The organism is Kitasatospora sp. NPDC059973 (assembly GCF_042737525.1).
Taxonomy (GTDB): Bacteria; Actinomycetota; Actinomycetes; order Streptomycetales; family Streptomycetaceae; genus Kitasatospora.
The window spans coordinates 1-14,290 of the sequence record NZ_JBHWUI010000114.1; the positions used below are offsets into that span (position 1 = coordinate 1).

11 protein-coding genes are annotated in these 14,290 nt (G+C 72.2%); 9 read left to right on the forward strand and 2 right to left on the reverse strand.

Annotated elements, in window-relative coordinates; all coding sequences use genetic code 11:
- Window positions 1-165: 165 nt before the first annotated feature.
- The 7 genes from ACFWA9_RS26950 to ACFWA9_RS26980 all read left to right on the forward strand — a co-directional run bounded on the left by ACFWA9_RS26950 (window position 166) and on the right by ACFWA9_RS26980 (window position 10,602).
- Complete coding sequence (locus ACFWA9_RS26950) at window positions 166-423, forward strand: hypothetical protein (RefSeq protein ID WP_352287207.1); 258 nt, start codon at window positions 166-168, stop codon at window positions 421-423.
- A 125-nt stretch (window positions 424-548) separates the two neighbouring features.
- On the forward strand, window positions 549-1,061 hold the full coding sequence (locus tag ACFWA9_RS26955) for a MauE/DoxX family redox-associated membrane protein (RefSeq protein ID WP_380390353.1): 513 nt from the start codon (window positions 549-551) through the stop codon (window positions 1,059-1,061).
- 74 nt (window positions 1,062-1,135) lie between these two features.
- Complete coding sequence (locus ACFWA9_RS26960) at window positions 1,136-1,999, forward strand: thioredoxin domain-containing protein (RefSeq protein WP_352287210.1); 864 nt, start codon at window positions 1,136-1,138, stop codon at window positions 1,997-1,999.
- A 162-nt stretch (window positions 2,000-2,161) separates the two neighbouring features.
- Window positions 2,162-3,142 carry a prolipoprotein diacylglyceryl transferase gene (gene lgt / locus ACFWA9_RS26965; RefSeq protein WP_380390355.1) on the forward strand — a complete coding sequence of 327 codons (981 nt, stop codon included), beginning with the start codon at window positions 2,162-2,164 and terminating at the stop codon, window positions 3,140-3,142.
- Window positions 3,143-3,295: 153 nt separating this feature from the next.
- Window positions 3,296-4,027 (forward strand): VIT1/CCC1 transporter family protein, encoded by a 732-nt coding sequence (locus ACFWA9_RS26970; protein WP_329487203.1) that lies wholly within the window; start codon window positions 3,296-3,298, stop codon window positions 4,025-4,027.
- Between the two features lie 520 nt (window positions 4,028-4,547).
- Entirely contained in the window at window positions 4,548-9,149 is a 4,602-nt protein-coding gene (gene gltB / locus ACFWA9_RS26975) for a glutamate synthase large subunit (protein WP_380390374.1), read from the forward strand.
- Window positions 9,142-10,602: a glutamate synthase subunit beta gene (locus ACFWA9_RS26980; RefSeq protein ID WP_329487202.1), complete on the forward strand. Its 1,461-nt coding sequence runs from the start codon at window positions 9,142-9,144 to the stop codon at window positions 10,600-10,602. Before gltB ends, ACFWA9_RS26980 begins: the two co-directional genes overlap by 8 nt.
- 190 nt (window positions 10,603-10,792) lie before the next feature.
- Here ACFWA9_RS26980 and ACFWA9_RS26985 read toward each other — a convergent pair whose 3' ends face one another.
- Together ACFWA9_RS26985 and ACFWA9_RS26990 are read right to left on the reverse strand one after the other, a co-directional pair.
- Window positions 10,793-10,975 (reverse strand): hypothetical protein, encoded by a 183-nt coding sequence (locus tag ACFWA9_RS26985; RefSeq protein ID WP_380390358.1) that lies wholly within the window; start codon window positions 10,973-10,975, stop codon window positions 10,793-10,795.
- A gap of 67 nt (window positions 10,976-11,042) precedes the next feature.
- On the reverse strand, window positions 11,043-12,011 hold the full coding sequence (locus tag ACFWA9_RS26990; protein WP_380390360.1) for a DUF5937 family protein: 969 nt from the start codon (window positions 12,009-12,011) through the stop codon (window positions 11,043-11,045).
- A 73-nt stretch (window positions 12,012-12,084) separates the two neighbouring features.
- Here ACFWA9_RS26990 and ACFWA9_RS26995 point away from each other — a divergent pair, with 73 nt between their 5' ends.
- Together ACFWA9_RS26995 and ACFWA9_RS27000 are read left to right on the forward strand one after the other, a co-directional pair.
- On the forward strand, window positions 12,085-13,320 hold the full coding sequence (locus tag ACFWA9_RS26995; RefSeq protein WP_380390364.1) for an MFS transporter: 1,236 nt from the start codon (window positions 12,085-12,087) through the stop codon (window positions 13,318-13,320).
- A gap of 79 nt (window positions 13,321-13,399) precedes the next feature.
- On the forward strand, window positions 13,400-14,266 hold the full coding sequence (locus ACFWA9_RS27000) for a helix-turn-helix transcriptional regulator (RefSeq protein WP_352287220.1): 867 nt from the start codon (window positions 13,400-13,402) through the stop codon (window positions 14,264-14,266).
- Window positions 14,267-14,290: the final 24 nt, after the last annotated feature.

The following is a 14,290-nucleotide window of genomic DNA, read 5'->3' on the forward strand; positions in this document are numbered from 1 at the left end:
CGCCCCCTCCGGTGGGGGCGACGGGCCGTCGGCGTGCCCGGCCGGACCCGAACGGGTGAACAAGGCGGCTCCGACGCATCAGGTGGGGTTGACCGGCGTTGAGTGGAGGGACGAGTGCACGAACCACGTGTGCGGGGGCGCGAAGCGAACGGAAGGGGTCCGCCGGTGCCGGGTCTGCAGCGAGCCGTCCTGCTGCGGGCGGCGGCCGCCGTGCTGGCCCTGTCCGCGGCGGTCGGGGCGGACACCGCGGTGGGACACGCGCTGGCCAGGCGGGGGGCGGAGCGGGCCGAGCGGGACGCGTACGTCTGCGCCGAGGCGGCCCGGGTGGACGCGGTGGCGCGGGCGACGCGCTCGGCGCACGAGAGCCGCCCGGACCTCTACGACCCCGGGCGCCCGCCGGGCTGCGACCCGAACGGGCACTAGAACACATTCGGACAGAACGCCATCAGTAGTCACTCATCCGGCTTAATTCCTGAATATGGAGGAACCACCCTTCATCCCTTACGGTTCCTCAGGAAGTGAACGTGTTTCCCGAGGGGGGTTTCCCGATGGCCGGCCCGGCAGCGCACCTCAGCCAGACCGAGCCGGCGGCCCGGCGTCCGTGGCCGGCCTGGACGGAGTGGATCGGCACCGCCGCCCGGCTCGGCCTCGCCGTGGTCTGGGGCTGGGCCGGACTGGCCAAGATCGCCGATCCGGCCGAGGCGGCCCAGGCGGTCCGCGCGTACGAGATCCTGCCCGAGTCGATGGTCAAGCCGGTCGGCTACGCCCTGCCCTTCCTGGAGCTGGCGCTCGCGCTACTGCTGGTGATCGGGCTCGGTGTCCGGCTGGTCGCGGGCGTGTCGGCGCTGCTGCTGCTCGCCTTCATCGCCGGGATCGCCTCGGCCTGGGCGCGCGGCATCTCGATCGACTGCGGCTGCTTCGGCGGCGGCGGGGCGGTGGACGCCTCGCAGACCGAGTACCTCCAGGAGATCCTGCGCGACACCGGGTTCCTGCTCCTGGCCGGCTGGCTGATCTGGCGCCCCCGCACCAAGTTCTCGGTGGACGGCTGGCTGGCGGCCTGAGCGGCCGCGGGCACCCATCCCCACACCCCTTTCCCCGCTAGTGGATGTCAAGGCGAACAGTGGATGTCAAGGCGATGAGCGAGAAGAACCGAGAAGGCAAGCGCACCGCCCGCGAGCGGATGCTGGCGGACCGGGCGGCCGACGAGGCCCGCGGCCGGCGCAAGAAGAAGCTGGTGATCGGCGGCGTGGTGCTGGCGGTGATCGCCGCCGCCGTGGTGACCGGCGTCGTGGTGCAGAACGAGCGCTCCAAGCCGGAGACCCCGACCGCCGCGCCGGCCGGCACCATCGGCGACAAGAACCTCGTCGTCCCGGTCGGCGCCGCCGACGCCCCGGCCGTACTCACCGTCTACGAGGACCCGCGCTGCCCCGCCTGCGGCACCTTCGAGCGTGAATTCGCCTCCACCATCGACCAGTTGGAAGACGCGGGCAAGATCTACACCAACTACCACATCGTCTCGTTCATCGACCGGGCGGTGCCCGGCAAGGGCTCCAAGTACGGGGCCAACGCGCTGGGCTGCGCCCAGCAGGCCGGGCACTTCCGCGACTACCACGACGTGCTCTACCGCAACCAGCCGGACGAGACCAACGACGCCTTCGGCGACAAGGCCACCCTGATCAACCTCGCCAAGCAGGTCGACGGCCTGGCCACGCCGGCCTTCGAGGCCTGCGTCAACGACAACACCTACGGCGGCTGGGTCTCCGCGGTGCAGCAGGACTTCGACAAGTCCAGCTACAAGTCGACGCCGACGGTGCTGCTCAACGGCCAGCCGATCTACCCGAAGAACGGCAACGAGGAGATCACCCCGCAGAACCTGGTCACCTGGGTGGACGCCGCCAACCAGGGCAAGAAGCTGGGCACACCGGGTTCGCACGGGCAGTCCCCGGCGCCGACCGGCACCGCGCCGGAGAGCAACAACCCGTCGCCGAACGCCGGCTGAGGCCGGCCCCGGCCGGCCGCCCGCCGCCCCTCCCCGTCCGGAGCGGGCGGCGGTGCGTCCGGCGTCCGGCCCGGTGTCCGGCGTCCGGCACCCTGTTGTTCGGGATCTGTGACCCGCGGGGTGACCGGGGCGGGCCGCCGACCCTGTAGCGTCGGAGCTGCCATGGATATCGCCTACATTCCCAGCCCGTCGCGGGGTGTCCTCTACATCGGACCGATCCCGCTGCGCGCCTACGCCTTCTGCATCATCCTCGGTGTCGTCGTCGCCGTCTGGCTCGGCAGCAAGCGCTGGGTCGCCCGTGGTGGCGGCAAGCACACGGTCGGCGACATCGCCGTCTGGGCCGTGCCGTTCGGCCTGGTCGGCGGCCGGCTCTACCACGTGATCACCGACAACCAGCTCTACTTCGGCGAGGGGAAGAACCCCTGGAACGCCTTCAAGATCTGGGAGGGCGGCCTCGGGATCTGGGGTGCGATCGCGTTCGGCGCGGTCGGTGCCTGGATCGGTGCCCGCCGCCGGGGCGTGCCGCTGCCCGCCTACGCCGACGCCATCGCGCCGGGCATCGCGCTGGCCCAGGCGCTCGGCCGCTGGGGCAACTGGTTCAACCAGGAGCTGTACGGCCGGGAGACCACGCTGCCGTGGGGCCTGGAGATCGACAAGACGCTGCCCAACGGCGAGGTGGTCACCGGGATCTACCACCCGACCTTCCTCTACGAGTCGCTCTGGTGCGTGGGCGTCGCGGCGCTGGTGATCTGGGCGGACCGCCGGTTCACCCTCGGCCACGGCCGGGCCTTCGCGCTGTACGTGGCCGCGTACACGGTCGGCCGGTTCTGGACCGAGTGGCTGCGGATCGACGAGGCGCACACCTTCTTCGGGCTGCGGCTCAACGACTGGGTGGCGATCGCGGTCTTCATCTCCGCCGTCGTCTACCTCGTGATCGTCGGCAAGAAGCACCCCGGCCGGGAGGACCCGGCGACCATCGACCCGACCGCGACCGGCCCGTCCGACGCCGCCGAGCCCGTGGAGGCTCCGGGTTCCTCGGGTGACAGCCCGGCGGCGTCTCGCCCCTCGGACAAAAAGGTGGACGGCGACTCGGCCCGGTCCGTCGCCGGGAGTGCCGACAAGGACGCCAAGAACCTCACCTGACCAGCTCTTTCCCCTGCCACCGGCCGTTCTCCCGACTTCCGCGGAGGGCGGCCGGAGGTGTGTTCGGACAGCCTTACTTTGCTGGAAGTGCCCAGGCCGGAAGGACTACGTTCGGGTCGTCGGACGATCGGACGGAGACCCGGGACCGTGAGCGTGACCACCCTTGAACCCGAGGCCGGGCAACACCCCCGCGTGCCCGCCGCAGGGCACCACCGCGATGTGAACGGCGGCTGGCTGCGGCCGGCGGTGTTCGGTGCGATGGACGGGCTGGTCTCCAACTTCGCGCTGATGACCGGCGTCGTCGGGGGCGCGGCCTCCAGCGGCACGGTGGTGATCACCGGCCTCGCCGGTCTGGCGGCCGGTGCCTGCTCGATGGCGGCGGGGGAGTACACCTCGGTGGCCTCGCAGCGCGAGCTGGTGCAGGCGGAGATCGAGGCCGAGCGGCTGGAGCTGCGCCGCAACCCGCAGGGCGAGCTGGCCGAGCTGGCCGAGCTCTACGCCTCGCGCGGGGTCGATCCGGAGCTGGCGCGCGAGGTGGCCCGGCAGCTCTCCGCCGATCCGGAGCGGACCCTGGAGGTCCACGCCCGGGAGGAGCTGGGGGTGGACCCCAACGACCTGCCCTCGCCGTGGGTCGCGGCCGGGTCCTCGTTCGTCTGCTTCGCGGTCGGCGCGCTGCTGCCGCTGCTGCCGTACCTGCTGGGCGCGACCTCGCTGCTGCCCGCGGTGCTGCTCGCGACGGGCGGCCTCTTCCTCTGTGGTGCGGTGGTCGCCCGGGTGACGGCGCGGACCTGGTGGTTCAGCGGGCTGCGGCAGCTGGTGCTGGGCGGGGCGGCGGCCGCGGTGACGTATCTGCTGGGCATGCTCATCGGCGGGCAGGTCGGCTGACCGGGGGCCCGCCAGAGCCCCGCCGGGGCTGCTGTCCGGGCCCGCCGGGGCTCTGTGGCGGCCGGGGCGGGGGAATCGTCGATTGCTACAGCAGGCTGCATGGTTATGCTGTGCAGCGCGTGACGTTCCGCACATGGGCCCGGATGCGCGGTCGTCCTAGTATCGGCCGAAGAGCCGCCGGTCCGAGGATTCCTTCGGTCCGATCGGCCCCGGAGGATCGAATCGCAGGCGCGCTCGTGGCGATCTTGTCGACGGGGGGTTTCGGTCCCGTTTCGGTCCTCCGCGGCACGGGCACACTGGAGGGAGCGCGCAGTCGGCAAACCGACTCCTCCCGCTCGCACTACTCGCCGGTAATAGCCCCTGACCTGGGGTCATGTCCGCCATATGGACGAGATGTTCCACTTCTCGGGATCTCCGGCATCATGTAACCTGCACGAAATCGCAGAGGGCCAACGTCGTCCCTATTGCACGAAGCTCATTGCTCAAGACGACGACGGGAGAGCCGATGCTGTCTGCATCCATGCACTCCGCCAACGAGCCCCAGGCCGGCGCCGCCCGCCCGCCGTACGCGCTCGTTCCGGATGCGCGACCTGCTGCTCAGGGCCTGTACGACCCGAGGAACGAGCACGACGCCTGTGGCGTCGGCTTCGTCGCCACGCTGACCGGCATCGCCGACCACAAGATCGTCGAGCAGGCGCTCACCGTCCTGCGCAACCTGGAGCACCGGGGTGCCACCGGCGCCGAGCCGGACTCCGGTGACGGCGCGGGCATCCTGACCCAGGTCCCCGACGCCTTCCTGCGCGCCAAGGTCTCCTTCGAGCTGCCCGCTGCCGGCTCCTACGCGGTCGGCATCGCCTTCCTGCCCGACGAGGACGCGGCCGCCGCCGCCGCCGTCGCGCAGATCGAGGCCATCGCCGCGGAGGAGGACCTCACCGTCCTCGGCTGGCGCGACGTCCCGGTCACCCCCGACCTGCTGGGCGCCACCGCCCGCTCGGTGATGCCGCGCTTCCGCCAGGTGTTCCTGGCCAAGGACGGCAGCGAGGGCATCACCCTCGACCGGCTCGCCTTCGTCGTCCGCAAGCGCTCCGAGCGCGAGGCCGGCGTGTACTTCCCGTCGCTCTCCGCGCGCACCATCGTCTACAAGGGCATGCTGACCACCGGCCAGCTGGAGCCCTTCTTCCCCGACCTGTCGGACCGGCTCTACGCCTCCGCGCTCGGCCTGGTGCACTCGCGCTTCTCCACCAACACCTTCCCGAGCTGGCCGCTCGCCCACCCGTACCGCTTCGTCGCGCACAACGGCGAGATCAACACGGTCAAGGGCAACCGGAACTGGATGACCGCCCGCGAGTCCCAGCTCGCCACCGACCTCATCCCGGCCAACAAGAACGGGCAGGGGCTCGACCGGATCTTCCCGATCTGCACCCCGGACCACTCCGACTCGGCCTCCTTCGACGAGGTCCTGGAGCTGCTCCACCTCGGCGGACGCTCGCTGCCGCACTCGGTGCTGATGATGATCCCGGAGGCGTGGGAGAACCACGCCACCATGGAGCCGGCCCGCCGCGCGTTCTACCAGTACCACTCCAACCTGATGGAGCCCTGGGACGGCCCGGCCTGCGTCACCTTCACCGACGGCACCCAGATCGGCGCCGTGCTGGACCGCAACGGCCTGCGCCCGGCCCGCTACTGGATCACCGAGGACGGCCTGGTCGTCCTCTCCTCCGAGGTCGGCGTGCTCGACATCGAGCAGGAGAAGATCGCCCGCAAGGGCCGGCTGCAGCCCGGCAAGATGTTCCTCATCGACACCGCGGAGCACCGCATCGTCGAGGACGAGGAGATCAAGTCCGCGCTGGCGTCCGAGCACCCCTACGCGGAGTGGGTCGACGGCGGCCAGATCCAGCTCGCCAAGCTGCCCGAGCGCGAGCACATCGCGCACACCCACGCGTCGGTGACCCGCCGCCAGCAGACCTTCGGGTACACCGAGGAGGAGCTGCGGGTCATCCTCGCGCCGATGGCCCGCACCGGTGGCGAGGCGCTCGGCTCGATGGGCACCGACAGCCCGATCGCGGCGCTCTCCGAGAAGCCGCGGCTGCTGTTCGACTACTTCGTGCAGCTCTTCGCGCAGGTCACCAACCCGCCGCTGGACGCCATCCGCGAGGAGCTCGTCACCTCGCTGCTGAGCAACCTCGGCCCCGAGGGCAACCTGCTGACCGCCGAGGCCGCCTCCTGCCGCTCGGTCGGCATCACCTTCCCGGTGATCGACAACGACGAGCTGGCCAAGCTCGTCCACATCAACCACGACGGGGACCAGCCCGGCCTCAAGGCCGTCACGCTCTCCGGCCTGTACAAGGTCGCCACCGGCGGCGAGGGCCTGGCCGCGCGGCTGGCCGAGATCGCCGCCGAGGCCGACGCCGCGATCGCCGACGGCGCCCGGATCGTGGTGCTCTCGGACCGGCACTCGGACGCCGAGCACGCGCCGATCCCCTCGCTGCTGCTCACCTCCGCGATCCACCACCACCTGATCCGCACCAAGCAGCGCACCCAGGTGTCGCTGCTGGTCGAGGCCGGCGACGTCCGCGAGGTGCACCACGTCGCGCTGCTGATCGGCTACGGCGCCGGCGCGGTCAACCCGTACCTGGCCATGGAGTCCGTCGAGGACCTCGTCGCCCAGGGAGTCTTCATCGAGGGCGTCGAGCCCGAGCGGGCCATCAAGAACCTGATCAAGGCGCTCGGCAAGGGCGTGCTCAAGGTCATGTCCAAGATGGGCATCTCCACCGTCGCCTCCTACCGCGGCGCGCAGGTCTTCGAGGCGATCGGCCTCTCCCAGGAGCTGGTCGGCGCCTACTTCGCGGGCACCACCACCAAGCTCGGCGGCATCGGCCTCGACGAGATCGCCAAGGAGGTGGCCGCCCGCCACGCCAAGGCGTACCCCGCCTCCGGCATCCCCGCCGCGCACCGCGCGCTGGAGATCGGCGGCGAGTACCAGTGGCGCCGCGAGGGCGAGCCGCACCTGTTCGACCCGGACACCGTCTTCCGGCTGCAGCACTCCACCCGCAACCGCCGGTACGACATCTTCAAGCAGTACACCGACCGGGTGAACGAGCAGTCCGAGCGCCTGATGACGCTGCGCGGCCTGTTCCGCCTCGACACCCTCGGCCGCACCCCGATCTCCGTCGACGAGGTCGAGCCGGTCTCCGAGATCGTCAAGCGCTTCTCCACCGGTGCCATGTCCTACGGCTCCATCTCGCTGGAGGCGCACGAGACGCTGGCCATCGCGATGAACCGGCTCGGCGGCAAGTCCAACACCGGTGAGGGCGGCGAGGACCCGGACCGCCTCTACGACCCCGAGCGCCGTTCGGCGATCAAGCAGGTCGCCTCCGGCCGGTTCGGCGTCACCTCCGAGTACCTGGTCAACGCGGACGACATCCAGATCAAGATGGCCCAGGGCGCCAAGCCCGGCGAGGGCGGCCAGCTGCCCGGCCACAAGGTCTACCCGTGGGTCGCCAAGACCCGGCACTCCACCCCGGGTGTCGGCCTGATCTCCCCGCCGCCGCACCACGACATCTACTCCATCGAGGACCTCGCCCAGCTGATCCACGACCTCAAGAACGCCAACCCGGCGGCCCGCATCCACGTGAAGCTGGTCTCCGAGGTCGGCGTCGGCACGGTCGCGGCCGGCGTCTCCAAGGCGCACGCGGACGTCGTGCTGGTCTCCGGCCACGACGGCGGCACCGGCGCCTCGCCGCTCACCTCGCTCAAGCACGCGGGCGGTCCCTGGGAGCTCGGCCTCGCCGAGACCCAGCAGACCCTGCTGCTCAACGGCCTGCGCGACCGCATCGTGGTGCAGACCGACGGCCAGCTGAAGACCGGCCGCGACGTCGTCATCGCCGCGCTGCTGGGCGCCGAGGAGTTCGGCTTCGCCACCGCCCCGCTGGTCGTCTCCGGCTGCATCATGATGCGCGTCTGCCACCTGGACACCTGCCCGGTCGGCGTCGCCACCCAGAACCCGGTGCTGCGCGAGCGCTTCTCCGGCAAGCCCGAGTTCGTCGTCAACTTCTTCGAGTTCATCGCCGAGGAGGTCCGCGAGATCCTCGCCGAGCTGGGCTTCCGCACGATCGAGGAAGCGGTCGGCCACGCCGAGCACATCAACGCCCAGGCCGCGATCGAGCACTGGAAGGCCGCCGGGCTCGACCTGGCGCCGCTGTTCCACGTCCCCGAGCTGCCCGAGGGCGCGGCCCTGCACCGCACCACCACGCAGGACCACGCGCTCGACAAGGCGCTGGACAACCAGCTGATCGACCTCGCCCAGGACGCCCTGGAGCGCGGCGACGCCGTCCGCATCCAGCTGCCGATCCGCAACGTCAACCGCACGGTCGGCACCATGCTCGGCCACGAGGTGACCAAGCGGTACCGCGGCGAGGGCCTGCCGGAGGGGACCATCGACGTCACCTTCACCGGCTCGGCCGGGCAGTCGTTCGGCGCCTTCCTGCCGAAGGGCATCACGCTGCGCCTGGAGGGCGACGCCAACGACTACGTCGGCAAGGGCCTCTCCGGCGGCGTGGTGATCGTCCGCCCGGCCCGCGAGGCGGCCGCGATCGGCGCCGACGCGCAGAGCCACGTGATCGCCGGCAACACCATCGGCTACGGCGCCACCAGCGGCCGCGTGCACCTGCGCGGCAAGGCCGGCGAGCGCTTCGCCGTCCGCAACTCCGGTGCCACCCTGGTGGTCGAGGGCGTCGGCGACCACGGTCTGGAGTACATGACCGGCGGCCGGGTCGTCATCCTCGGCGAGACCGGGCGCAACCTGGCGGCGGGCATGTCCGGCGGCGTCGCCTACGTGCTGGACCTGCGGCCCGCGAACGTCAACGACGGCATGGTGGGCATCGAGGCCCCGAGCGCCGCCGACCGCGAATGGCTGCGCGAGACCGTGCAGCAGCACTACGAGGAGACCGGCTCCACCGTCGCCGCCGAGCTCCTGGCCGACTGGGGCAGCGGGGTCTCCCGCTTCTCCACGATCATGCCGACCGACTACAAGGCTGTGCTCGCCGCCAAGGACGCCGCTGAGCGCGATGGACTCTCCGAGTCCGAGACCACTCGCAAGATGATGGAGGCGGCACGTGGCTGACCCCAAGGGCTTCCTGACCACCGGCAAGCAGCTGGCCGAGCGCCGGCCCGTGGACGTCCGTCTGCGGGACTGGAACGAGGTCTACGTCGAACGCAGCCTCCTGCCGATCATCAGCAAGCAGGCCGGCCGCTGCATGGACTGCGGCATCCCGTTCTGCCACAACGGCTGCCCGCTCGGGAACCTCATCCCCGAGTGGAACGACCTGGCCTACCGGGACGACTTCGTCGGCGCGATCGAGCGGCTGCACGCGACCAACAACTTCCCGGAGTTCACCGGGCGGCTCTGCCCGGCTCCCTGCGAGTCCGCGTGCGTGCTGGGCATCAACCAGGACGCGGTGACCATCAAGAACGTCGAGGTCACCATCATCGACAAGGCCTGGGACCGGGGCGGCGTCACGCCGCAGATCCCCGAGCGGCTCTCCGGCAAGACGGTCGCCGTGGTGGGCTCCGGCCCGGCCGGCCTGGCCGTCGCCCAGCAGCTCACCCGGGCCGGGCACACCGTGGTGGTGTACGAGCGCGCCGACCGCGTCGGCGGCCTGCTGCGCTACGGCATCCCCGAGTTCAAGATGGAGAAGCGCCACATCAACCGCCGCATCGAGCAGATGCGGGCGGAGGGCACCCGGTTCCGCACCGGCGTCCACGTGGGCGAGGACATCACCGGCCAGCAGCTGCGCGAGCGCTTCGACGCGGTGGTCGTGGCCGCCGGTGCGACGACCGCCCGCGACCTGCCGGTGCCCGGGCGCGAGCTCAAGGGCATCCACCAGGCGATGGAGTACCTGCCGCTGGCCAACAAGGTGCAGGAGGGCGACTTCGTCGACTCGCCGATCAGCGCCAAGGGCAAGCACGTCATCGTCATCGGCGGCGGCGACACCGGCGCGGACTGCCTCGGCACCGCGCTGCGCCAGGGGGCGGCCTCGGTCACCCAGCTGGAGATCATGCCGCGCCCCAGCGACGAGCGCCCCGGCCACCAGCCCTGGCCGACCATGCCGATGACCTACAAGGTCACCTCGGCCCACGAGGAGGGCGGCGAGCGGGTCTACGCCGTCAACACCACCCACTTCACGGGCGACGAGGACGGCAACGTCCAGGAGCTGCACCTGGTCGAGGTCGAGTTCCGGGACGGCCGCTTCGAGCCGGTCCCCGGCACCGAGCGGGCGATCCCGGCCCAGCTGGTCACCCTGGCCATGGGCTTCACCGGCACGGACGTGAAGAACGGCCTGGTCGAGCAGCTTGGCGTCGACCTGGACGCTCGGGGTAATGTGGCCCGGGACGGGAAGTTCGCCACCAATGTCGATGGCGTCTACGTCTGCGGGGACGCCGGTCGTGGCCAGTCGCTGATCGTCTGGGCCATCGCGGAGGGCCGTTCGGCCGCCGCCGCGGTGGACAAGTACCTGGGCGGCAAGACCCCGCTGCCCGCCCCGATCCGCCCGACGGACCGCCCGCTGGTGGTCTGACCCCCGGCCGGACCGCCGGCGGCCACTCCCGCCGGTGGACCCGTCCACCCCCAGAGCGCCCGGCACCGCATCGCCGGGAGTACGAGCCGCTCCTCCCGCCAGTGTCGCCGGGCCAAACGCGGTCCCACGGCGCCTGCCCTCTCCCCGACCAAGTTGAGGGCAGGTGCCGCTTTCGTGCGCCCGCGGCGGTTCAGACCCGGTGCGTCGCCGGGGCGATCGTGACGGTGGGGCGGGGGAGGCCCGGATCGCCGGGCCGGGGCGGCAGCCCCCGGTCGCTCCCCCCGGCGGTGACCGTCAGGACGGCGAACACCAGGGCCGTGAGGGCCAGCACGGTGAGCAGCAGGGCGGCGGGGCTCGGGCGGCGTCGGCGCATGGCGCTTGGACGGCCCGGGGGCCGCGGCGGTTCCGGGCCCCGGCCGCGCGGCGGCGGTTCTCGGGGCTCAGCCGCGCAGCAGCAGTTCCGCGGCCTCGGTGCGCAGGTAGAGGACGGTGCGGCCGGCGCGGTGGCGGGCGGCCAGGCCCGCTCCGCGCAGGGCGGTGAGGTGGTGCGACACGTTGGCGGCCGACAGGCCGGTCCGGGCGGCGAGTTCGGTGGTCGAGGCGGGTGCGTCGAGTTCGGCGAGCAGCCGGGCCCTGGTCCGCCCGATCACCCGGGCCAGGCCGTCGGGCACGGTGGCGCCGGAGGTCTCCCAGAGCGTGGCCACCCCCCGCGGCGGGTAGACCAGGCCGGGCTGCCAGGGCGGGTTCTGCTGGGAGAAGACGCCCGGCCAGGCGAACACGGTGGGGGCCAGGACCAGGCCCCGCTCGCCGTCCAGCCGCCGCTGCACGTCCACCCGGCGGTGGTCGATCCGCAGGGTGTCGCGCTCCCAGCTCACCTGGGGGTGCAGGTCGGCGAAGAGCGCGGCCGGGCCGCCCGTCGACATCTGGCGGGCCCGCCGCAGGATCTCGCCCTCGGTGAGGCGCTGGATGCGCGGCCAGTGGGGGGCGATCGCCGCCGTCCAGTAGGCCTGCACCTCGGCGGCCAGCCGGGCCGTGCCCGCCTCCGGATCGGCCCGCAGTCCGGCGACCAGTGGCGGGAGTTCCCCGCCGAGCCGGTCGAGGTCCCGGCGGACGACGGCCGGGTCGGTGGCGGCCAGCGCGGCCACCGACTGCTCGATGGTGGGCGAGGAGTGGGTCGGCACCGGGGTCAGGAAGTCCGGTACGTACACCGTGGGCAGCCGGATCAGCTCGGACAGCAGCTCCCAGCCGACGCCCTCCAGCCGCCGCCGGGCCTGCCGCACCCAGGGCAGGTGGACGGCGTGCCGGCCCGGCTCCTTCAGCACCTCGACGCTGGTGGCGACCTCGGACAGCGGGGAGCAGGCGAAGCGCGTCCGGGCGAGGTCCTGGGCCGAGAACTCCCAGACGAGCATGGCGGCCTCCGGCGAGGATTCGAGCAGGATGGAATCTCTGGGCAGGGATGATCATGCCCGAGAACCTGGGGCCATGACCACCGCGACCGCCACACCCGCCCCGCTGCGCGACCGACTGGGCCTGCCGGACACCTCCGGCCGGACCGGGCTGGTCGGCGCCCACCTGATCGACAGCCTCGGCACCGGGCTGATCCTCGCCTTCACCCTCGTCTACTTCGCCCGCACCACCGGCCTGGCCGTCGCCGCCGTCGGCGCCGCGATCACCGCCGCCCGGCTGCTCGCCCTGCCCACCGCGATCGGCGTCGGCCCGCTGATCGACCGCTACGGGGCCCGGGTGGTGGCGGCCGGCGGCAACGCGCTCTCCGCGCTCGCCTTCGGCGGCTACCTGCTCGCCCAGCAGCTCTGGCAGATCGTGCTGGTCTGCCTGCTCGCCCAGATCGGCCACGTCGCCTACTGGACCTCCAGCACCGGCCTGGTGGTGCTGGCCGCCGCCGAGGGGGAGCGGACCCGTTGGTTCGCGCTGGTGCAGACGCTGCGCAACGCCGGGCTCGGCCTCGGCGGGGCGCTGGGCGCCCTCCTGGTGGCCGGCGGCGGCACCGGGAGCCTGCGGCTGCTGGTGGCGCTCAACGGCGTCAGCTACGTCGTCGCGACCGTCCTGCTGGCCACCTGGCGGCCGGCCCAGGCGGCCGCGCCGGCGGAGGAGGCGGCCCCGGCCGAGGAGGCGGGCGGCTACCGCGCGGTGCTGCGCGACCGCCGGTACCTGCTGCTGGTCGCCGTCAACCTCACCTTCGTCTTCGGCTCGATGATCCTGAGCATGCTGCTCGCCGTCTACCTCACCGAGGGCCTGCACCGCGAGCCCTGGGTGGCCGGTTCGCTGCTGGTGCTCAACGGCCTCCAGGTCGTCCTCACCGGCAACCTGGTGGCCGGGCGGCTGGAGCGGTTCCGGCCGACCAGGGTGCTCGCCGCCGCCTCGCTCCTCAACGCCCTCGCCTTCGGCGCCTTCGCCCTGGTGGCCGCCGCCCCCGGCTGGGCCGTCCTCGCCGCGCTCTACGCCGCGATGTTCCTCTACAACCTCGCCGAGACCATGGCCACCCCCTTCCGGGAGGAGCTCAGCGTCTCGCTCGCCGACCCCGGGCTGCGCGGCCGCTACCTGGCGGTCTACCAACTGTCCTGGAACATCGGCCAGGCCGTCGCTCCCGCCCTGCTCACCCTGCTGCTGGGGCGCGGCGCCGCCTGGCCGTGGCTGTTCCTGCTGGTCCTGAGCCTGGCCGCGGTGCCCGGGCTGCTACGCCTGGAACGCGATCGCTGACGGACTGTTGTTTGTCCGTGTCAGATGGCAGACTGCGGCCGACGGCCGGGGGGCTGCGCGACGTGCGGAGGGTGACGCGATGAGCATGACTCAGGCAGGCGGAGGTGCCACGGTCCGGCGCCTGCTACTGGGCTCCCAACTGCGAAGGCTGCGGGAGGCCAGAGGCGTCAGCCGGGAGGAGGCCGGGTACTCGATCCGCGCCTCCGAGTCGAAGATCAGCCGGATGGAACTCGGCCGGGTCGGCTTCAAGGAGCGCGACGTCGCCGACCTGCTCACGCTGTACGGGGTCGAGGCCGAGCAGGAGCGGGCCTCGGTGCTCGGGCTGGTCCGCGACGCCAACGCGACGTCCTGGTGGCACGGTTACGGCGACGTGCTGCCGGGCTGGTTCCAGACCTACCTCGGCCTGGAGGAGGCCGCCACCGAGATCCGCAGCTACGAGGTGCAGTTCGTCCACGGGCTGCTGCAGACCGCCGACTACGCGCGGGCGGTGATCACCCACGGCGGCCACGTCACCGAGGCCGACGAGGTCGAGCGGCGGGTCGAGGTCCGGCTGAAACGCCAGCGGGTGCTCACCGCCGACCGGGCGCCGCGACTGCTCGCCGTCCTGGACGAGGCCGCACTGCGCCGCCCCTGGGGCGGGCCCGAGCTGATGCGGGCGCAGATCGACCGGCTGCTGGAGCTGACCGAACTGCCCAACGTCGTGCTCCAGGTGATGCCGCTGCGCTTCGGCGGGCTGCGCGCCGAGGGCGGCGCCTTCTCGGTACTGAGCTTCGCCGAACCGGAGCTCGCGGACGTCGTCTACCTGGAGCAGTTCACCACCGCGCTCTACCTGGACAAGCCCGCCGAGGTGGCCGAGTACTCCGGCGCGGCGGACCGCCTGGTGGCCGACAGTCTCACCCCCGAGCTGACCCGGGAACTTCTTCGCTCCGTACGCCAAGAACTGTGAGGCGTCAGTACGATGAGCCCTGAT

Excerpts from the sequence above, each read along its gene's own strand:
- ACFWA9_RS26985 (WP_380390358.1), bottom strand. The coding sequence starts at position 10,975 with ATGCGCCGACGCCGCCCGAGCCCCGCCGCCCTGCTGCTCACCGTGCTG.
- ACFWA9_RS26955 (WP_380390353.1), top strand. The coding sequence starts at position 549 with ATGGCCGGCCCGGCAGCGCACCTCAGCCAGACCGAGCCGGCGGCCCGG.
- ACFWA9_RS26960 (WP_352287210.1), top strand. The coding sequence starts at position 1,136 with ATGAGCGAGAAGAACCGAGAAGGCAAGCGCACCGCCCGCGAGCGGATG.
- gltB (WP_380390374.1), top strand. The coding sequence starts at position 4,548 with ATGCACTCCGCCAACGAGCCCCAGGCCGGCGCCGCCCGCCCGCCGTAC.
- ACFWA9_RS26995 (WP_380390364.1), top strand. The coding sequence starts at position 12,085 with ATGACCACCGCGACCGCCACACCCGCCCCGCTGCGCGACCGACTGGGC.
- lgt (WP_380390355.1), top strand. The coding sequence starts at position 2,162 with ATGGATATCGCCTACATTCCCAGCCCGTCGCGGGGTGTCCTCTACATC.
- ACFWA9_RS27000 (WP_352287220.1), top strand. The coding sequence starts at position 13,400 with ATGAGCATGACTCAGGCAGGCGGAGGTGCCACGGTCCGGCGCCTGCTA.
- ACFWA9_RS26990 (WP_380390360.1), bottom strand. The coding sequence starts at position 12,011 with ATGCTCGTCTGGGAGTTCTCGGCCCAGGACCTCGCCCGGACGCGCTTC.